Here is a 20,883-nt window from a genome sequence, read left to right on the forward strand (position 1 = left end):
TTATTCGCATTCAGCAATATAGACCTCGCCGCGGTACGCCATAACTGCCGGCCCTGAAAGCCGGATATTGGTAAAATAACGGCCATTTGTTTCACTGGTAACTTTTAAACTTCCTCCCGCCGTTTCAATTTTCCATTCATTTTTACCCTTCAGTAACGATGCAATCAGAGCGCAGGCTGTTACGCCTGTGCCACATGATAGTGTTTCATCTTCAACTCCCCGCTCATAAGTTCTCACTTGTATTGAATCGTTTTCAATACACATCCAGTTGACATTGATGCCTTCTGACTTATACTTGTCAGAATATCTGATTTTGCGTCCTTCGGCTACTGTGTCAATTATTTCGATATTTTCAACAATATTAACCAAATGTTGTGTTCCTGTATTGATTTCTGTGCCTGAAGGGCTGACTTCCGGAATAAGTGTATCGCCCATGCTTATTTCAACAGTCCAACTTTCCCCGTTTACCTGCTCCACACAGGCTGTATGAAAGCCGTCGCCAGCCAGAAACCGGACTTTAGAGCCTGTCAGTCCGTTCATATAACTGAAAGCCACTGCGCATCTGGCGCCGTTGCCACACATTTTTGCCAGGCTGCCATCAGCATTGTAGTAAGTCATTTCAAAATCAGTTTCGGGGTGTGTATTGACAATGATAAGGCCATCAGCTCCAATTCCAAATCTTCTGTGACAAAGTGATGCAATGGTGTGTGGGCTTAAGCTTGATTTTAAGTGTCTGCCATCCAGCATGATAAAATCATTGCCTGTGCCATGAAACTTGTGAAATGTTGTCATAGTATTCCGGTTGTTGACAATTTGGCAGATATTGTCTGCAGGGACAAAGTTACAACTTTCAATTTGTAATGTTGTAAGGATATATCAAGATATTGTAATCTGCATAACTTTATAAGAGCAGAACATTAAAAGCCAGGTTGAGTGCAAGCATGCATTTCGTAAAGTTTTCTATTTCAGACTTTTGTTTCAGTTGAACATTCGGCTTGCAACAATCAAAAATGTAAGGCTTGCTGCTGCTATAAAACCGGAGGGTAGTGAATTTAATGGCAAAGTACTTAACAATTTTTAACAGGGGGGCATGTAACATTGGTATTTGAATTGCGTTTAAATCCATACCAACATTTGGTTTACACCTTGATGAAAAAAAAGATTAAATGAGGTGTTGATTACTGACCTTTTGTTTTTCTAAAAAACTAAAAAACTATGAAAAAGATTGCAGGAAGTTTGTTAATTGCCATTGCAGGTGGAATTATTGCTCTTGGAGCTTATGGCCTTATCAGCAACAAACAGAATCGCAAAAACAGCATTTCAACTACACAACAAACTCCGGCATACCTTGCCAGCATGCCCGGGGCAGGTGGGCCAATGGTGCTGCCCGATTTTACAGTTGCAGCAAATAATACCATTCACGCAGTTGTGCATATCAAGACTGAATATCAGCGCAAAAGCAGTGTTTATGATTATTTCTTTGATTTCAGGGACTTTTTTGGCGACAGGGGGCAGCAGGGAGGTCCTGCTCCAATTGTGGCAACAGGCTCTGGGGTAATTATTAGTCCTGATGGATATATAGTGACCAATAATCATGTAGTTGCTGAATCAGACAAAGTGGAAGTTACCCTGAATGATAAGCGCACTTATGAAGCAACCATTGTAGGAACCGATCCTTCAACAGATTTGGCTGTAGTGAAAATTGATGCCAAAGATTTGCCTTACTGCGTTTACGGCAATTCTGATGAACTGCAGATTGGCGAATGGGTACTGGCTGTAGGTAATCCTTTTAATCTTACCTCAACAGTTACAGCGGGTATTGTGAGTGCCAAGGCAAGGAATATCAATATTTTGGGCTCGCCGGATGGTTCTTCAATTGAGTCGTTTATTCAGACTGATGCAGCCGTAAATCGCGGCAATAGCGGCGGAGCTCTTGTAAATACGAGAGGAGAACTTGTTGGAATAAATGCTGCAATAGCCTCCGGTACTGGTTATTATGCCGGCTACTCTTTTGCTATCCCTGTAAATATTGTGAGGAAGGTAGTGGGCGATTTGGTTGATTTTGGTACGGTGCAGCGTGGTTTTATGGGCGTTAGTATTCGCGAACTGGATAGCAAACTGGCTTCCGAAGAGGGAATAGATGATATTAAAGGTGTTTATATTGCTGATGTTACTGATAATGGAGCAGCCAAAGATGCAGGTATTCGCGCCGGAGATATTATTTTAAACGTTGAAGGTGTGGCCGTTAATTCAACTTCTGAGTTACTTGAATTGGTTGGTCAGCATAAACCCGGCGATAAAATTAATGTAGCTGTTAGCCGGGATGGTAAAGACATGGACTTCAAGGTTACACTCAAAAACCGGGATGGCAATCTTAGTCTTGTAAAACGCGAAGATGTTGATGTGCAATCATTACTGGGTGCGAATCTGACTCCGGTTTCCGATGATTTAAAATCAGATCTGGACCTGGATTATGGAGTACAGGTAAATTCAATCAGAGAAGGTAAACTTCGGAATGCAGGTGTACGTCAGGGATTTATTATCACTCAAATAGATGGCAAACCCGTAAAAAGTGTGAAAGACCTGGGCAATGCCATTGAAAGTAAGAAAAAGGGCGGCATTCTGATAGAGGGAATTTACCCGAACAGAACCCGCGCTTATTATGGGTTTGGAATATAAAACTCAGATCCATAAATGATTAAAGGGGGGCGCTTCTTTAAGTTGCTCCCCTCTGTTGCATTATTAAAGGGTCAATTTCAGCCAGGAGAACTGAACTTTAGCGATGCTGTGTTGTTAATAATCAGAATAGGGTAGAGTTTTGCTCTTTTACCTTTCACCATTAAACTACTGAGCCATGAGACAGTTAAAAATAACAAAATCCATAACCAACCGCGAAACTGCATCGCTTGATAAATACTTGCAGGATATTGGAAAAGAAGAGCTTATCAGTGCCGAAGAAGAGGTGCTGCTGGCTCAACGTATTCGTCAAGGAGATCAACAGGCGCTCGAAAAACTTTGTAAAGCCAACCTCCGTTTTGTGGTTTCTGTGGCAAAACAATATCAAAACCAGGGATTAAGCCTTCCTGATTTAATCAATGAAGGTAATCTTGGTTTAATCAAAGCAGCTCAACGGTTTGATGAAACCCGCGGGTTTAAGTTCATCTCCTACGCTGTTTGGTGGATAAGGCAAAGTATTCTGCAGGCCCTTGCCGAACAGTCGCGTATTGTTCGTTTGCCGTTGAACCAGGTGGGCTCTCTGAACAAAATAAAGAAAGAGTCTTCCAGATTGGAGCAAAAATTTGAGAGACCGCCTTCTCCCGAGGAAATTGCGGAAGCGCTTGAGATTCCCGGGTATAAAATTGATGCTGCATTGAAAATATCAACACGATACATTTCAATGGATGCACCTTTGTCAGAAGACGATGATATGAAATTTATCGATATCTTTATTGATGAAGATACCCCGGTAACTGATGCAGGCCTTATGCGTGAGTCACTCGCCCGTGAAATTCAACGTTCTTTGGCTACTTTAACCGAGAAAGAACGCGATGTCGTTAACCTGTATTATGGTATTGGGATGAATCATGGTTTAACCCTGGAAGAAATTGGCGCAAAATTTGACCTGACGCGCGAAAGAGTTCGTCAAATCAAAGAAAAAGCCATTCGCCGGTTAAAACATACTTCAAGAAGCAAACTGTTAAAGTCATATTTGGGTCAATAATTTTGCTAATTATTTGGTCAACAGTGCTTTCTGTATTTAATAGAAAGCACTGTTGTTTTTTATTACTTTTGTGGGCGATTTTTTTTAGAAATTAGTTGAAAATTTTTTTACTTCTTTTCTGAAATCGGGGATTACTTTTCAATGTTTTTCTGATAAAGCAATAGAATTACTTTATTTTGATTAATGTTATGAAACCTTCCTCTGAAAACCTTGTAACGACTATGGGCAGCGACGAAAAGCTTATAAAAGTATTAATAGCAGAGGATAATGTTCTGAATCAGAAGATTATCGAGATTTTAATTAAAAGAATGGGATGGGACTATAAACTTGTTGCCGACGGAGTTGAAGCAGTTTCAGAGTGTTTTAAAGATAGTTATGATGTAATTCTGATGGATATTGATATGCCCCAGATGAATGGTTGGGAAGCTACTATTGAAATCAGACGGAAAAAAATGAATATTCCAATTATCGCCCTTACTGCCTATTCAGAAGAGTCGTTCAGAAAGAAAAGTTTCGAAGCTGGCATGGATTATTTTCTTTCCAAGCCTTATAACAAAGAGGAAATTTACGAAACGATTAAGAAATGTGTAAAAGTCAGCTGATCTGCTGGCTTTTAATTTTTCCATCACTTTATTTATATTTTTTTTTCAAAAGCTGCTGTCTTATTGGCCGGAGGTTTGTATTTTTGTGGCCATGCTTTTTTGTTCATTCTTTTTTTTCTGCGAATGAACTTGTTTATTAAGCTATGAGATATACTTGGTTTGTCTCATTCTCCGGCACTTGTTGCACGAATAAGCATGGTACTGGTAACTTTTATTGAATAAACCTTCCATCCTCCTCTGGTATAGGAAAGGGGATAGTTGTTTTTTTATTTAACAGGGTCGATTTTTAAAATTGCATTGATACATAATATTTAAACAATGGCATCAACAAAATATGTATTTGTTACAGGAGGTGTTGCATCATCACTTGGCAAAGGAATTATTTCGGCCTCGCTGGCCAAATTGCTTCAGGCAAGAGGGCTCTCTGTAACCATCCAGAAACTAGACCCTTATATTAACATCGATCCGGGAACGCTTAATCCTTACGAACACGGGGAATGTTTTGTAACAGAAGACGGCGCTGAAACCGATCTTGATCTGGGACATTACGAACGATACCTGAACGTTCCGACTTCTCAGGCCAATAATGTTACCACTGGGCGTATTTACCAATCGGTGATTGATAAGGAACGCAGAGGCGATTATCTTGGCGAAACCGTTCAGGTTATCCCGCATATTACTGATGAGATTAAACGCCGTATCAAGCTCCTTGGCAATGAAGGTAAGTATGATTTTGTAATTACTGAAATAGGTGGAACTGTAGGCGATATTGAGTCATTGCCTTACATTGAGGCTGTGCGACAAATGAGATGGGAAATCGGGACTGATTGTGTAGTTGTTCATCTGACACTGGTCCCATTTTTGTCAGCTGCCGGAGAGTTAAAAACCAAACCTACCCAGCATTCAGTAAAAACTTTGCTTGAGCAGGGAGTTCAGCCCGATATTATTGTGTGTCGCACTGAAAAACATCTGAATGAAAACCTGCGCAATAAAATCGCCCTCTTTTGTAATGTAAACCCAACGGCAGTAATTGAATCTATTGACGCCGACAGCATATATGATGTTCCTTTGCTCATGCTTGAAGAAAAGCTTGATGTTGAGGTGCTCGAAAAAACCCGGGTGGCGGTGGGCAATCCTCCTGACCTTCAAAAGTGGGAGGAGTTTTTGTATCGGTTAAAGCATCCCCGCAAGGAAGTTTCTATTGCCCTTATTGGTAAATATGTTGAGTTAAAAGATGCTTATAAGTCTATAAATGAGGCTTTTGTTCACGCCGGTGCTACAAACCAGTGCAAGGTGAAAGTTACTCCTGTTCATTCTGAATCTATCAACCCTGAAACAGCCAGTGAAATCCTGAAAGGATTTGATGGTTTGCTTGTTGCTCCGGGATTTGGTAACCGTGGAATTGAAGGGAAGATTGAAGCCATCAGATTTGCCCGCGAAAACAAAATTCCATTCCTTGGTATATGTTTGGGAATGCAGTGTGCCGTCATTGAGTTCGGACGGAATGTTCTTGGATTCAAAGATGCACACTCAACCGAAATGGCGCCTGAAACCACTCATCCTGTTATTGATATTATGGCAGATCAGAAATCAATCTGCAATAAAGGCGGCACCATGAGACTGGGCGCATATCCATGCCATATATCAGAAAATACCAAGGCATTTGAAGTGTACGGGCAGGAAAACATCACTGAAAGACACAGGCACAGATATGAATTTAACAATACTTATCTGGAGCAATACAGAAATGCCGGCATGGTTACTTCTGGAATAAATTTGAAGGATAACCTGGTAGAGATTGTTGAATTGCCTGATCACCCATGGTTTGTAGGTATACAGTTTCATCCTGAATACCGCAGTACGGTTGCTAACCCGCATCCGCTGTTTGTACATTTTGTAAAAGCTGCCATTAGATTCAGAGAAAAATAATCTTCTTCAATGAAAAAGTGCAGCCTGTTTCACGACTGCACTTTTGTGCTTTTACATGGCAGATTTGCCATATTTAAAAAATGAATTACTAATTGGTGGCTTTTGTTTAATTTTGTCACCTGAACAATCTTTCATTTCATCAATTTTATCCATGAATAAAAATACAATAATTGGTATAATCCTGATATTTGGTATCATGATAGGCTATACCTATCTGATGGCGCCTTCTGAAGCACAGAAACTTGCGCAGCAAAGGGCACAGGATTCAATCATTGCTTTACAGCAAAAAGAAAGTGAAATAGCGAAAGCTGCTGTGGCTAATCAGGATTCACTGGCTGCAGTCGCCAGGGCTGCTGATACGCTTGCTCCTGCAGGTCAGGCTGCTCTCTCAGCATCTGGACTGGGTGAAAAACTGGGCCCTTTTGCAGTTTCAGGAACCGGAGTTCAGCAAAATTACATTGTTGAAACTGACAAGCTGAGGTTGACTTTCGACAGCAAAGGGGGACGTATAAGTAAAGTTGAACTTATCGGGTACAAAACATTCGATGGCAAGCCTTTACTACTCTTTAACCCCGATTCATCAGATTTCAATCTTTCTTTCTTTACCGATGTACGCCCTGTAAATACTACCAATCTTTATTTTACTCCAGCCTGGACTGATAAGCGTTTTGAAGGGCAAACGGAGATGAAAATTACAGGTGAGGATTCTCTGCAGTTTGCCATGCGGCTTTATGCAGGAATATCCGATTCGGTGAAACTTCCGGGTTCTTATATTGAGTTTCTCTATACCATCAATGCCAGCAAGTATATGCTTGGCTATAGTGTGAACTTTGTTGGCATGGAAAATATAATAGCTCCTAACACCAAAGAGATGAATATCTCGTGGATGACCAGGCAGCTGAGACAGGAGAAGAGTCTTAAGAATGAAAAGATCAATTCTTCAATTTATTACAGGCATTCCGACGGTGAAGTTGATTATTTGAGTGAAACCAAAGACGACAGCAAGAATGTAAATACCCGGTTGAAATGGGTGTCATTTAAGCAGCAATTCTTTTCATCAACCCTAATTGCTGAAGATGTGTTTTTGAATGCAGATATGAAAAAAACCGGAGAACAGGCCAAAGAAACCGGTTATCTGCAATTGATGGAAACTACTCTTGCTTTGCCGTTTAACCCGGCAATGGACAAGCAGTTAAACATGTCATTTTATTTTGGACCGAATAAGTACAATATTCTTCGTAAATATAAATTAGATCTCGAACGTCAGATTCCACTGGGTTGGAGTTTTTTCCTGATGCAGTGGATAAATCGTTTTGCTGTTATTCCTGTATTTAATTTTCTTGAAGGATTTAATTTGAACTATGGAATTATCATCCTGGTTCTGACAATATTACTCAAGATAGTTTTACTTCCGATTGCATACAAAACCTATCTTTCTTCTGCCAAAATGCGTTTGCTGAAGCCCGAAATTGATGAAATTTCAGCCAAATTCCCGAAGAAGGATGATGCCATGAAAAAACAGCAGGCTACAATGGCACTTTATAAAAAGGCCGGTGTAAATCCGATGGCCGGTTGTGTTCCTATGCTGTTGCAATTCCCGATACTGTTGGCAATGTTCAGGTTTTTCCCTGCTTCCATAGAACTTCGTCAGGAGTCATTTTTATGGGCTACTGACCTTTCAAGTTATGATTCTGTACTCGATTTGCCGTTCAATATTCCTTTTTACGGCGACCATGTGAGTTTATTTACGCTGCTTATGACCATATCAACCATTATTTATACCAAAATAAACAATGATATGATGTCAACCGGAAATCAGATGCCCGGAATGAAAACCATGATGTATCTGATGCCGATTATGTTCCTGGGCTTTTTTAACGATTATTCTTCAGGCTTGAGTTATTATTATCTTTTGGCCAACCTGATGACCTTTGCACAAATGTTTTTAATCAGAAGATTTGTAAATGAAGATAAGCTTCATGCTCAACTTCAGGAAAACAAAAAGAAACCCGTGAAAAAGTCAAATTTCCAGAAAAGACTGGAAGAAATGGCTAAGAATCAAGGTCGTAAATAGTTTACAAAAGTTAAAAGCCCGGTTTATCCGGGCTTTTTTTTGGCTCAGATTATTGGCATAAAAGGCATCCAGATTAAACTAAAGCTGCATGCCCAATGAGGATTGCTAACCACTACCTGCAGAAAACAAGAATAAAAGAGTTTAAGGTATTCTTTGGATAATTCATTTAAATCGGAATAAAATCTGGTTGATTGAATGAAAATTAATGTGTTACAAGTTTGATAATTAGGAAAATTGCTTACCTTTGCACCCCGGTTTGGCCGGCGCCTTTGTATTATCTGAAAAGGTGATCCTGACCGACTAAACCAGTAATTATCACAGTATTAACCAGGTTTCGCAAGAAACCACAAAGAATGATTAAATGATAAACGACGAACAAAACGTCAACGAAGAATTGACCAATGCAGAGGGTGTTTCAGAAGAGCCCACCAATGAGGTTCAGGAAACTGCTAAAGCTGAGGTTGTTAACAACCCGGTAGTTGAAGCCCCTGTTGCTGAAGAAGCTGCAGTTATTGAAGATGATGATGAGCCCACCGTTGAAAAACTGAAAGCTACATTAATCACCCAGGTCTCACTCGAGAATTTTGACTGGGATGCCATCGGAAAAAAGCATGAAAACTATACAGCTGATGAGCGCACTAAACTTGAAACCCTTTACGACAAAACTTTAAGTTCAATTGTTGAGCACGAAGTGATTGATGGTACTGTTGTAGCCATGAACAGCCGTGAAGTTGTTGTTAACATTGGTTTTAAATCAGATGGTGTTATTCCTCAGTCAGAACTAAGATACAACCCTAATCTGAAACTTGGCGACAAGATTGAAGTTTATGTTGAAAGTCAGGAAGATATGGGCGGCCAGCTCTTACTTTCTCACAAAAAAGCACGTATCCTCCGTTCATGGGAGCGCGTAAATCAGGCTTTCGAAAAAGAAGAAATTATCAATGGTTATGTTAAATGCCGTACAAAAGGTGGTTTGATCGTTGATGTATTTGGTATTGAAGCATTCTTGCCAGGTTCACAAATTGACGTTAAACCTATCCGTGATTACGACGTTTACGTTGATAAAGTAATGGAATTCAAAGTTGTGAAAATCAATCAGGAATACAAAAACGTGGTTGTTTCTCACAAAGCCCTTATTGAAGATGAACTTGAGCAGCAAAAAGCTGATATCATCAGCAAGCTGGAAAAAGGTCAGATTCTTGAAGGTACCGTTAAAAATATCACCTCATACGGTGTATTTATCGACCTTGGTGGTGTTGACGGTCTCGTTCACATTACCGACCTTTCATGGGGACGCATCAATCATCCTGAAGAAATTGTTCAGCTTGATCAGAAAATCAAGGTGGTTATTCTTGATTTTGATGAAAACAAAAAACGTATTGCCCTCGGACTCAAACAACTTACTCCTCATCCATGGGATTCACTCAGTGAAACCGTTAAAATTGGTGACCAGGTTAAAGGCCGCGTAGTTGTTATTGCTGATTACGGTGCATTTATCGAAATCGCTCCTGGCGTTGAAGGTTTAATCCACGTTTCTGAAATGTCATGGTCACAGCATCTGCGCACTGCTCAGGACTTCCTGAAAGTTGGTGACGAGGTTGAAGCTGTTATCTTAACGCTTGACCGCGAAGAGCGCAAGATGTCTTTAGGTATCAAACAACTGATTCCAGATCCATGGACAAATATCAGGGATAAATATCCGCTCAATTCTAAACATGTAGCTACGGTTCGCAACTTTACCAACTTCGGTATTTTTGTTGAACTCGAAGAAGGCGTTGATGGCTTGATCCACATTTCTGACCTGAGCTGGTCTAAAAAAATCAAACATCCTGCAGAATTTACCAAAATTGGTGAAAGAATTGATGTAGTGGTTCTTGATGTTGATGTTGAAAACCGTCGTTTAAGCCTGGGTCATAAACAGCTTGAAGAAAACCCATGGGATGTATTTGAGTCAGTATTTGCTGTTGGTTCAGTACACAAAGGAACCATTACCAACGCCAGTGATAAAGGTATGGTAGTTGCTCTGCCTTATGGTGTTGAAGGTTTTGCTCCACTTCGCCATGTTGTGAAGGAAGATAACACACAGGCTAAAGTTGACGAATCACTTGACTTTAAAGTTATCGAATTCTCAAAGGATAACAAGAAAATCATTCTTTCACACAGCCGTATTTTCCAGGATGTAGCTTCAACTGAGCGCGCCAAAGAGTCTACTGCGAAAGAAAGTGCTGAAAATTCAACCAAACGTGCAGTGAAGAAACTCAAAGATAATCTTGAGAGAACCACTCTTGGTGACCTTGAAGCTCTTGCTAACCTGAAATCAGATATGGAAGAATCAGAAAAAGCTGAAAAAGCTGCAAAAGATAAAAAAGCTGAATAATTCCTGCTGAATGTCTATTGAAAAAATCCCCGTCAAGGGGATTTTTTCGTTTATAGTCCTTGCTGGTATTGTATTTTTATTGACTTTTACAACTCCATTTTTTTTAGGTTATTACTCCTTCTGTTTTAATGACTATGAAAGATTTTTCTGTTACTTTTCTTGGAATTAGTGCTGCTATACCTGCTAAAAATCGTAACCTGAGCGCACAGGTTGTCCATTATGCCGGAAATGTGTTCCTGATTGATTGTGGTGAAGGAACTCAGATGCAGTTAAAGCACTACAAGATTAAGACCGGGAAAATTAACCATATTTTTATCAGCCATTTGCATGGCGATCATTTTTATGGTCTTATTGGCCTGATTTCAACTTTCCATTTGATGGGCCGTTCTGCCGGCCTGCATATTTATGGGCCTGAACCTCTTGAATCTGTTATCAGGCTGCAGTTGGATGTGTCAAAAACCGAACTGCGTTACCCGCTTTTTTTTCATACAGTTGATCCTGACAGGCAGAGTGTTGTTTATGAAGATCATTTCATGGAAGTAAGGAGTTTGCCAATGATTCACCGGATTCCATGCACCGGATTTTATTTTATTGAAAAGCCACTGAACAGACGCATCAATCTGTCGGCTGCTGCGTATCACGATGTTCCCGTTAAGGCTTTTGAAAGTATAAAGCTTGGAAAAGATTTTGTGAAAGATGACGGAACTGTGATAGCCAACAGCGTTCTTACACATGAGCCAGCGCCTGCGCGTTCTTATGCTTTATGCGCAGATACACTCTATCATGAGTCAGTTGCTCAATTGATTAAAGGGTGTGATTTGATGTTTCATGAAGCCACATTTATGAAGGATATGGAAAATGTTGCCGCTGAAAAGATGCATTCAACTGCAGAACAGGCAGCTAAAATTGCAGTGGCAGCTGAAGCAGGACAATTGGTTTTAGGCCATTTTTCGGCACGTTATGAAAACCTGCTGCCATTGCTCGAAGAAGCCACTGCTGTTTTTTCAAACAGTTTTCTGGCTGAAGAAGGGCATACAGTGATGATAAAATCAGGAGTAAAGAATTCCTGAAAATAGTCTCAGCAACGTTTTCTTATCATAAGGTTTGGCCAGATAGTGCGTACAGCCGTTTGAAAGCAGCTTTTCGCGATCGCCCTGCATGGTGTACCCTGTAACCGCAATAATAGGCGTGTCTTTGTAATTTTCGAGTAAGCGCACCTGTTTGGCTACCGAAATGCCATTGGGCCCTGCCCCCAGGTTAATGTCCATTAATATGGCATCATACTTTTTCCGCTTCATTTTTTCAAGCGCCACGTATCCGTTTTCGGCCATCTCAGTGTTGCAGAGCTCGCGCAGGTATAAAGCTGCAAGCCGGCGGTTTATTTCATTGTCTTCAACAATCAACACTTCAGGAACCGGGCCGCGACTTAAACGGTGTGTGCTTAATGGTCCGGAAGCAGCTTCTGTTTGTTCTGAAACTTGTTCTGAAACAGCTGCCGGAAGCGCAATGTAAAAGTCAGACCCTTTGTCAGGTGTACTGTCAACCCATAGTCTGGCTTTTATCAGCCGGGCTATTTTTGAACACAAGGCAAGCCCTAATCCACTGCCTTCAAAAGTGCGTGATAAACCCTCGCTTACTTGTCTGAATTCCTCAAAGATAAGCTTATGATGTTCGTCAGCTATACCAATGCCGGTGTCAGAAACTTTGATGATAATCTCCCCTTTGTTGCTGTCGTTGGTAAACGCACTTACCGAAACGCCCCCGTCAATTGTAAATTTGATGGCATTGTCAAGTAAATGAAACAGCATCTGGCTCAGGAGTTTTTCATCTGCCATGACAAATAAATTGGGCGGAAGTGCTGTTCTCAGATAAAGTCCTTTGTCACTGGCAAGTGTATGCAGATTGCGTAACAGGGGCAGAAATATTGTTTTAATTCCTGTGGGAATTATTTTAAGGCTGTCAATATTAGATTCAATGGCCGAAAGATCCATGATTGAATTGAGCGTTGACATTAAGCGGGTAGCCGATTTGTAAATGGTAGATGCCATTACCTTCAACCTGTCATCTTCAAGCTCTTCATTTAATATTTCTGAAAAACCAAGAATGCCCGTCATTGGTGTTCTGAGTTCATGGCTCATATTGGCTAGCAGTGAAGATTTTAGTCTGCTGGAGTCCTCTGCTTCGTTTTTAGCCTTAATCAGCGCTTCATCTGCCCTGATTCGAAGAATGGAGAGGGCTACCTGCTCAGAAACAAAAGTCAGTATGTTTTTCTCTTCTTCACCATAGATAACTTCCTGCGAATATGACTGTATTGTCATTACTCCAACCACTTGTTCATGTGTTTTTAACGGAACACCTAACCATGATTCAGGAATGACTGATGGCTTTCCTATGATTTTTTCCTGAACCATCAGGTCAATGGCCGATGCTGACACTAACAATGGTTCACCTGACTTGAGCACATAGCCAATCAGACCATTATCAGCATCCTTGGTGTTGGAATTTTTGGTTGGGTCGACACTATACGGGAAAGTTAATTTACCGTCTTTGTCATTTGTAAGGGCAATGGTAAGATTTGGTGCAGGTAACAGTGTGTTGATTATCTGATGAATGGCAAGCATTACCGGGCTGAGGTTATGCTCTGAATGCATGAGTTGTGAAATCTGATAGGCAGCAGCCTGAAGGTTTTCCGCTTTTTTTTGATAGGTGATATCCTGCAGGGTGCCCGACCATTTCTGAAGATGCCCGTCAGAGTTGTATTCAAGTTTTGATTCGGTATGTATGTATCTGGTTGATTTTTGGGCATCAACAATGCGATAATCATACCTGTATGAAGTCAGTTTTTTGCTTTTAACTTTTTCCAGAAACTTTTGGTAATCTCCGATGTCGTCTTTGTGGATAAGCTCGAAATGGTAGAGATCGTCCATTGATATTTCTGATCCTGTTTCGCCAATTCCAAGTAAATCAGGGAAATGCCATGTGTTGATTCTGGTAACATCATCAAAAATAACATCCCAACTTCCCACCGATGAGAGCCTTTCGGCTTGCTTAAGCCTTGCCTGAATTTCAGAGAGTGCGTCAGCTGTTTGTTTTATTTCGGTGATATCGCGAATGGCCACAAGGGTATGGCCTTCATTGGGCTGAATAAGGCGGTATTCCAGTGTTTTCTTTTTTCCGGCAATGGCTATTTCTTTGCTGCGGACTTCAGCAGGACGATTTTTTAAAGTTGTTTCCGCATGTTGGATCTCTATTTCATCGTCACTGAAAATCCCGCGGATTGAGGTTGCCTTTTTTATCCAATCTACCAGAAAGGCTGGTTGATTGGGGTTTTCATTGATCAGTGTTATTTTGCCGGTATGATCTGTTTCAATCAGCAATTCGGCCGTATTGAAAATATAAGCGCGCAGTTGCGTTTCGAAAGAAGCCTGCTGTTGGTTTGTGCCGTTGTTAATGCCAGCGGCGGCGGTTGGCTGCAAGTCTTTTTGTATATCCTGATGGACTGAAGGCTGTGATAAGAAAAACAAAAGGATATTTTCTTCATCGGGAATCTGAATGATTCTGACTGAAACGCAGCAGTCAATACTAAACCCAAAGAAGGTGTTGATTGGAATTATCCGGGGTGATAAAGACTCCTGAGCTTCTGGTTCGAAAAGTATTTCCGGACTGATGTTTTGTTTTAGCCAATGAAGAGGCAGAGTGTCGGTCAGATAGCCGGTTAATTTGCTGAACGCCTCATTTACGTGCATTATCTGCAAGCTTTTATCTGCTATTAATGCGGGCGTTGGGTAGTAATTTGTCCAATTGAACTGTACGTCAAAAGGCTGACAGTTTTTTACTGAATCCGGTTGTTCAAGCCTGTTGGAGGTCATTCATTTATAGTTTATCTGTCATTCAGAGAGCTTCTGAGGGTAAATATAAATCTATAAATGTAAATATCCTTATTTAAGTTATTACTTTTTTTTAACAATTCATGAGAAAGATGTGAACATACTCATTATTGGCTGTCGTAAAATATGTAATGATTTGTTGTGGTGACTCACTTTTTTTATTCGCTGGTTATTTCCGGTTTATCGGCCAGGGTATTTTTGCCTTGCAGTATGTCGGTGACAAAAATTTCTTTCACTTTTACGGGCTCTTCAAAGAGCGGGCTATGTGCTGAATGTGCAAATGTGTAAAACCCCTTTAAAGGTGCTTTTAATGTTGTCAGGTATTTTTCAGATAATCCGATATTTACAGTAAAATCATATTTACCGCTGAAAAAATAGACGGGAATTTTTAACTCAGGAATCATGCGAGGAATGTCCATTTCAAACAGTTCGTCGTTAAACCGGGCTTTTTTTACAAATTTGAATTTAGAGACCCATATGTTGTATTTTTCTTTCAAAGTATATGCTTTGCAGGTCCAGGAAGGTAAAAACACGCCAGTGAAAATTGATTTCATATGGTGCATAGTGCCAATGCCCAGTTCGTGCATGGATTTATCCCTGATAAGTGATTTGAAGAAAGGAACAAAGCTAGTGTCGTTATCGGTTACAGGGTATTTTTTTAGTTCGTTCAGGGCTTTTTCATTATTTCTTATCGTATATTGTTCCAGCATATATTGATAAGCCATTCGTTCTGATTCAGATTGCTGCGTAATTTGCGCCATAGCAATGTAAGCGTTGTACAATTGCGGGGCCCGTGCTGCAGCCTGAATGGCAATAGGTGTGCCCCCCGAATGAGCCATGAGGTAAATTTTTTCCTTTTTAAACCGCTGGCGAAGATATTGGGTAACTTCAATGGCATCTGAGGTGAGCTGCTCAAATGTCATTGTTTCTAAAGGAATTGAAGGGTCGTACGACAAGCCTCCGCCACGTTGCTCCCAGTAACAAACCGTAAATAAATCCTCCAGACCGGGTTTGTATTTTTCAATGAGAAAGTAAGTGGGGAATGCTGGCCCGCCATGTAAATAGAGCAATACAGGATTTTGTATGTTTTTACTCCTGATAATCATTCCTTGTCTTATTCCCCCGATAGTGACAAAGGTTTTTTCTGAAAGACTTCCAATCAGAGGTTTCCCGTTATTATCAGTAAAAGGCTCCGGCTTTCCTGGGCTGTTGTACAGTAAGATGATGAAAATAAGCAGGGCTATGCCCGTAATCGTGATAAGTAGCAATGTCAGCATGCTTTTCGCCAGATTTTTGGTTTTTTTCAATGTCCCGGTTCGTTTTTCTTTGTCGGCCTTTCTGCCCTGAATTTACAAAAAAATTTACAGTTCTACTTTGTTTGAAATGTTGTCGGTCAGTTTTTTTCTGAATGATTGCAAGATTTAAAATTGATCAAGGTTATCAGTCTGAAACACTTTGATATTTTGGTTTTCAAGCTCTTTATCAATGTAATATTTATGATCAATGCCGATGGCTACCAGTATTTTTTTGCCTGGATTAGCGCTGATAATTTCAAGGATGTTCCGCACAATATGGTCATTTCTTTCGTTTTCAAATGCCACAATAAAATTATACTCAGGATGCTGGGCATAAATATGGTATTTAAATTCATTTTTGGCTTTCCAGAGGCGGGTGATGCCGGGTGAGTTAATTTCTGCAAAATCCCGGGTTTTAAAATAATCATTCAATAATGAAAACATCCCGCCTGACAGTCTTATTTCAGGAAGGAGTGATGTGTCATTCATGGCCTTTTGTTGCAGTTGTTGCCACTTGTTCCCTTTTTCTATGTCCCACCAGTCAATTCCATAAATGGGGATACTGTCATGCAGCGCTAAGGGAATCATAAACTTTTTGAAGTCAAACGGGGTTTCTTTAAAGCTTGCATCATCAACATATTTTTGTTTGGTTTCAACACAAAGTATATCGGGCTTGAGTTGTTGATAAATTTCTCCCATTCTTTCATAAGTGTATTTTTGGGCTTTTTCATGCGATTGGTGAATTCCGCCCAATACAAAAACGCCGCCGGCAGATTGAGCTGATGAAAGAAGGTGGGTGAACATAAGCCCTCCTGCAAGAATTATTATCCTGGAAAGGTTCGTTTTCATACGTCTAATGGTTTCTGATTTGGCTGGAATCTGTGGCAGAAAACAGCTGTATTGTTTAGACGGAATTTTTTAGTAAAGTTACAGTTGCCTTTAAACAGTGGCATGACTGAGCCCGGGAAATTCAGTTTATTGAGGTTAGTCAGCTGCTTTCATTTTAAAACAGGCCGGAGGTTGATTGTAAGCAAAAACGTGAGGATTTTTAAAGCCTTTGGTGGCTATTAACCATTTGTTTTCAGCGAAACAGGTGTTATGTCTGTTATTTTAATCTGGCATATCTGATTTCGTCGCAAATCCTGCCATCTTTCCAAATGGCATTTTTAAAGACAGCTTCTTTTACAAACCTGCACTTTTCCAACACTTTTTGCGAGGCTATGTTATAAGAAAACACGCCGGTGTGTATCCGGATAATATCCAGGTTCAGAAATCCGTATTCAACGATCATGTCAACGGCTCTGCTTGCGATGCCTTTATTCCAGAAAGGTTCTCCAATCCAATAGCCTATTTCAGCTGATTTTGAGTACACATCTGATTGGGGAAACAGCCCGATGGAACCTGCAAGTTCACCACCATACTCAATAGCAAAACAGGTTGGAGGGTTAAGGCTCAGGCAGTATGCTATGTATTTTCGGGCATCAGCAAGTGTGTAGGGGTGAGGGAATCCATCCCGCAGATTTATCCATATGTTTTTATTGTTTGCTAATTCAAAAATGCTCTCTGCATCAGTGTCAGCAAACGGCCTAAGTTTTATTTGCTTTTCAGTCATTTTTGTATTCCATTACCAGTTAAAAAAACAATTGATCTCATACGGAGAGAGCAGGTGCAGATTAAAGTGCCCGGTTTTGTTTATGATGTAAAGAGCAAATGCTTGTTTAACAAATCAAATAGTTCAGTTTTATGAATGGGTTTCGAGATGAAAGCATTACAACCAGCACTCAGCGCAAGTTGTTTATCCGACTCGGTAGAATAGGCTGTAAGCGCTATAATGGGCAGTTCGGGCAACCGCTTTTTAATTTCTTTTGTCGCCTCTAATCCATTGATCACAGGCATTTTAATGTCCATTAAAATAAGATCAATTTCAGAAGTTGCCATACAAGTCTCAATGGCTTCTTTGCCGTTCAAAGCGCGTAATAATTTGATTTTTGATTTGAATCCTTCAGTAAGCAGGGTTTCAATGTACAGGTAGTTAATTTCCTCATCTTCGGCAATAAGAATGGTTACATTTCTTTCATTATTGATTTTGGAGATTACAGAAACGGGAATGGCTGGCTTCTTTTCGGACGGGAGATAGGGAATGGTGAGATAAAAGGTTGAACCGACATTTTTTTCAGATTCAACGGTAATGTCTCCGTTTAATAATTTCGCGTTTTCTTTCGAAATGGCTAATCCCAAGCCCAGCCCACCGTATTTTCTCGACAGTTCTTTTTCTTCCTGGGCAAAGCGATCAAATATACGTTCAATGTTACCGGGAGAAATGCCAATACCTGTATCCTTCACAAACAGGCTTACCCGGTTATCTTTTATGACATAGCCTGTTTCAATGGATCCCTTACTTGTAAATTTCAGTGCGTTTTCAATCAGATTACTGATAACCCTGGTTATTTTGGCTTTGTCGGAGGTGATATAAGAGGCATTGTCATCAAGTGCTGTTTTAAAACTTAAGGAAAGGCCTTTTTCCTTTATTCTTTTTTCAAAAAGAAAACAGAGCTCTTTGAGCAGGGTGTTCAGGCTGAAAGTTTCCAGGCTGATGTCAATCTGATGGGTTTCAAGTCTGGAGATCTCCAGAATGTCATCTATAATGTTTAAAAGCTGGAAACTGCTTTTTACTATAATGTCGGTAAACAGTTTTCGCTGTTCATGATCAATATTTTCTTCACACAGCATTTCTGAAAATCCGATAATACCATTCATCGGTGTGCGGATTTCATGCGACATATTGTTCAGGAATTCTGTTTTTAACTGGCTCGCTTCTTCTGCTTTTTGTTTTTCAATAATTAAATCTTCAACGATTTTCTTTTTTTCTGTAATGTCTTCGCTTACAGCAACAAAATTGGTTAATTCATGATGATTATAAATAGGGGAGATTGCCAGGCTTACCCAATAATGCTCACCCGATTTTTTCTTGTTTTGCACTTCACCCACCCAGGTTTTTGAGGAAAGGATTGTATTCCAAAGGGACTTATACATGTCGACGGGGTGGTTGCCCGATTTGAGTATACGCGGATTGTTTCCGATGGCTTCATCAAAAGTATAACCTGAAATTTTTGTAAATGCAGGGTTTACATACTCTATTATCCCTTTTTTGTCGGTAATTACAATTGCAATAGGGCTTTGCTCAACTGAGCGGCTTAATAGCCTGATTTTATGCTCGTGAATTTTCTTTTCACTTACATCGTGCACGATGGAATAAAGGTATTGCCTTCCTGAAATGTTCACTTTGCTTGAAAATACTTCAACGTCTGCGACACTTCCATCAGCTTTTCTGTGTCTGAATTCGAAATGTACTTTCGTTGTTTCACGGGCCTCTTTCATTTTATGTTTTATCTCATAAGAGGTAAGTGTGTTTATGTCGCTGATGTTCATTTGGGTGAGCTGTTTAAGGCTCCAACCATAGAAGGCAATTGCAGCAGGATTGGCATCATATATATGTCCTGTCTCAGCATCTATTAAAAGTTTTACAGCTGAGTGCTCAAAAAACAGCTGTTTGAATTTTTTTTCTCCCTCTTCAGCTTTGCCTTTGGCAAACAATAATTCACTGTTTAACCTGGCGAAGTTCGCGTTTTGTTTTTTTAGCTGTTGGGCAATTTTTCTTCTTTTTAAAATATTGATAATTAATGATATAATCAAAATGAAAAGAATGCCAAAAGCAGCAGTGGTGATAAAGATGATACGTTGGTATTTATGAAAAAATGTTTCGGGAGAATTAATGATGACTGAGCCCGGCGGGAGTTTTTTTATGGGTATTTTATACCTGGTTAACTGGTTATAGTCAAACTGAAAAACATTCGGACTTTTGTTTATCACTTTCATTGCAGCAACGGGCTGACCCTTCAGAATGTGATAAACCATGGTTGCTGCTGTCTGACCTTGCATGGTGTGAGAAATTAACTTTCCGCCTAAAATTCCACTGCCCATGCCATGCTCCCATAAATGGAAAAGCGGAGCATGAAGGTTCTTTTTTAAAATGGAGAGGGTTTCATTAAATTCGATTGTCTGGTGCATCTCGTCCTGATAGGCCGAAAGAAGCAGCACCGGAACGTTAGATGGTATTGTTTTTAATTTTTCCTGATATGCTGAATAGGAGAGTGTCGAAAGATTAATTTCTTTAAAATCAATTCCGGTCATTTGCCTGGCTATCTGCCGGTATAGTTTTAAATCGGATAATCCACTGCTGGTGCTGTCGGTAATACAATAAACACTTTTGGTTTCCGGAAAAAGGTTTATCATAAGCCCGATGGTTTCCTGCATGGACACAGCCTCAATAACACCGGTAACATTGGGGTTTTGGTCTTGCTCAAGTGCCTTGAGGGTATTATTTACTCCAAAAAATACGATGGGTGTGTTTTTAAAGAGTTCATCCTGATATCTGAGGGCAAAGTTAAAAGCGTCGTCATCGGCCGTGAGCACTGCATCGTATTTTTTTATAAATGATAATTTGTTTTTGAGCGTTTCATAAAATAAAATGTGCGTTTTGTTGTCGATAAATCTTTTGCTGTCCATAAACTCTGCATCAATTACAGTATTGGCAGTGTCCAATATCGATTTTATACCGTTAATCTGCTGGAAGTACGTTGGGAATCCCGAGTTGTATGAACTAATCAGAAGAACGCGTTTTTGGTCCTGCGCTTTAAGCCCGAATGAATACAGTAAAATAATGGCCAGAAAAATCGTACGTCTTTTATTCATTCGTGGCTTGGTTTAATTAAAATTCATTTTTGATTTATTGATTTGGCACTTTTCTTATTTTAAATCTAAATGCGTGTTGAAATGCTGATTTAAAAGGTAAAATGGTGAACACAAATAAGAGTGATTAGCTATATGTTAACTTCACAAATATAAAAAGAAAGAATCTATTAAATGTGAAGGAGATGATTTTTTCTGAGCGCATCTGAATTTTACTTTAACGGTTATGATTGCTTATTTATCCCCTTT

Annotated in this window: 13 protein-coding genes; 7 read left to right on the forward strand and 6 right to left on the reverse strand. The window is 40.0% G+C overall.

Annotated elements, in window-relative coordinates:
- Window positions 1–792 carry a diaminopimelate epimerase gene (locus H6541_13890; protein ID MCB9016875.1) on the reverse strand — a complete coding sequence of 264 codons (792 nt, stop codon included), beginning with the start codon at window positions 790–792 and terminating at the stop codon, window positions 1–3.
- Between the two features lie 423 nt (window positions 793–1,215).
- On the opposite strand from H6541_13890, the gene H6541_13895 reads away from it, so the two are divergent.
- The 7 genes from H6541_13895 (at window position 1,216) to H6541_13925 (ending at window position 11,773) form a co-directional block, all read left to right on the forward strand.
- On the forward strand, window positions 1,216–2,679 hold the full coding sequence (locus H6541_13895) for a Do family serine endopeptidase (protein MCB9016876.1): 1,464 nt from the start codon (window positions 1,216–1,218) through the stop codon (window positions 2,677–2,679).
- A 175-nt stretch (window positions 2,680–2,854) separates the two neighbouring features.
- Window positions 2,855–3,721, forward strand: coding sequence for an RNA polymerase sigma factor RpoD/SigA (locus H6541_13900; protein ID MCB9016877.1), 867 nt, complete (start codon window positions 2,855–2,857; stop codon window positions 3,719–3,721).
- 188 nt (window positions 3,722–3,909) lie between these two features.
- Window positions 3,910–4,323, forward strand: a complete 414-nt coding sequence (locus H6541_13905) for a response regulator (GenBank protein ID MCB9016878.1) — start codon at window positions 3,910–3,912, stop codon at window positions 4,321–4,323.
- Between the two features lie 318 nt (window positions 4,324–4,641).
- Window positions 4,642–6,252, forward strand: coding sequence for a CTP synthase (locus tag H6541_13910; protein ID MCB9016879.1), 1,611 nt, complete (start codon window positions 4,642–4,644; stop codon window positions 6,250–6,252).
- A gap of 151 nt (window positions 6,253–6,403) precedes the next feature.
- On the forward strand, window positions 6,404–8,326 hold the full coding sequence (gene yidC / locus H6541_13915) for a membrane protein insertase YidC (protein MCB9016880.1): 1,923 nt from the start codon (window positions 6,404–6,406) through the stop codon (window positions 8,324–8,326).
- Window positions 8,327–8,687: 361 nt separating this feature from the next.
- The gene (rpsA, locus tag H6541_13920; GenBank protein MCB9016881.1) at window positions 8,688–10,703 is read left to right on the forward strand and encodes a 30S ribosomal protein S1; all 2,016 of its coding nucleotides are present in this window, start codon (window positions 8,688–8,690) and stop codon (window positions 10,701–10,703) included.
- A gap of 134 nt (window positions 10,704–10,837) precedes the next feature.
- Window positions 10,838–11,773 carry a ribonuclease Z gene (locus H6541_13925; GenBank protein ID MCB9016882.1) on the forward strand — a complete coding sequence of 312 codons (936 nt, stop codon included), beginning with the start codon at window positions 10,838–10,840 and terminating at the stop codon, window positions 11,771–11,773.
- On the opposite strand, the gene H6541_13930 is transcribed toward H6541_13925, so the two are convergent.
- From H6541_13930 to H6541_13950, 5 genes are all read right to left on the reverse strand, one after another.
- Window positions 11,753–14,572: a response regulator gene (locus H6541_13930; protein ID MCB9016883.1), complete on the reverse strand. Its 2,820-nt coding sequence runs from the start codon at window positions 14,570–14,572 to the stop codon at window positions 11,753–11,755. The genes H6541_13925 and H6541_13930 overlap by 21 nt on opposite strands.
- Window positions 14,573–14,748: 176 nt before the next feature.
- The gene (locus H6541_13935; GenBank protein MCB9016884.1) at window positions 14,749–15,867 is read right to left on the reverse strand and encodes an alpha/beta hydrolase; all 1,119 of its coding nucleotides are present in this window, start codon (window positions 15,865–15,867) and stop codon (window positions 14,749–14,751) included.
- A 144-nt stretch (window positions 15,868–16,011) separates the two neighbouring features.
- Window positions 16,012–16,734 carry a hypothetical protein gene (locus tag H6541_13940; protein MCB9016885.1) on the reverse strand — a complete coding sequence of 241 codons (723 nt, stop codon included), beginning with the start codon at window positions 16,732–16,734 and terminating at the stop codon, window positions 16,012–16,014.
- A 256-nt stretch (window positions 16,735–16,990) separates the two neighbouring features.
- Entirely contained in the window at window positions 16,991–17,497 is a 507-nt protein-coding gene (locus tag H6541_13945; protein MCB9016886.1) for a GNAT family N-acetyltransferase, read from the reverse strand.
- Between the two features lie 80 nt (window positions 17,498–17,577).
- Entirely contained in the window at window positions 17,578–20,637 is a 3,060-nt protein-coding gene (locus H6541_13950; protein MCB9016887.1) for a PAS domain S-box protein, read from the reverse strand.
- Between the last annotated feature and the right edge of the window lie 246 nt (window positions 20,638–20,883).

It is taken from the genome of Lentimicrobiaceae bacterium (assembly GCA_020636745.1).
Taxonomy (GTDB): domain Bacteria; phylum Bacteroidota; class Bacteroidia; order Bacteroidales; family Lentimicrobiaceae; genus Lentimicrobium.

Bases quoted from the DNA above. Each gene is read 5' to 3' on its own strand.
- H6541_13930 (MCB9016883.1), bottom strand. From the start codon at position 14,572: ATGACCTCCAACAGGCTTGAACAACCGGATTCAGTAAAAAACTGTCAG.
- H6541_13895 (MCB9016876.1), top strand. From the start codon at position 1,216: ATGAAAAAGATTGCAGGAAGTTTGTTAATTGCCATTGCAGGTGGAATT.
- H6541_13905 (MCB9016878.1), top strand. From the start codon at position 3,910: ATGAAACCTTCCTCTGAAAACCTTGTAACGACTATGGGCAGCGACGAA.
- yidC (MCB9016880.1), top strand. From the start codon at position 6,404: ATGAATAAAAATACAATAATTGGTATAATCCTGATATTTGGTATCATG.
- H6541_13950 (MCB9016887.1), bottom strand. From the start codon at position 20,637: ATGAATAAAAGACGTACGATTTTTCTGGCCATTATTTTACTGTATTCA.
- H6541_13900 (MCB9016877.1), top strand. From the start codon at position 2,855: ATGAGACAGTTAAAAATAACAAAATCCATAACCAACCGCGAAACTGCA.
- H6541_13935 (MCB9016884.1), bottom strand. From the start codon at position 15,867: ATGCTGACATTGCTACTTATCACGATTACGGGCATAGCCCTGCTTATT.
- H6541_13925 (MCB9016882.1), top strand. From the start codon at position 10,838: ATGAAAGATTTTTCTGTTACTTTTCTTGGAATTAGTGCTGCTATACCT.
- rpsA (MCB9016881.1), top strand. From the start codon at position 8,688: ATGATAAACGACGAACAAAACGTCAACGAAGAATTGACCAATGCAGAG.
- H6541_13940 (MCB9016885.1), bottom strand. From the start codon at position 16,734: ATGAAAACGAACCTTTCCAGGATAATAATTCTTGCAGGAGGGCTTATG.
- H6541_13890 (MCB9016875.1), bottom strand. From the start codon at position 792: ATGACAACATTTCACAAGTTTCATGGCACAGGCAATGATTTTATCATG.
- H6541_13945 (MCB9016886.1), bottom strand. From the start codon at position 17,497: ATGACTGAAAAGCAAATAAAACTTAGGCCGTTTGCTGACACTGATGCA.
- H6541_13910 (MCB9016879.1), top strand. From the start codon at position 4,642: ATGGCATCAACAAAATATGTATTTGTTACAGGAGGTGTTGCATCATCA.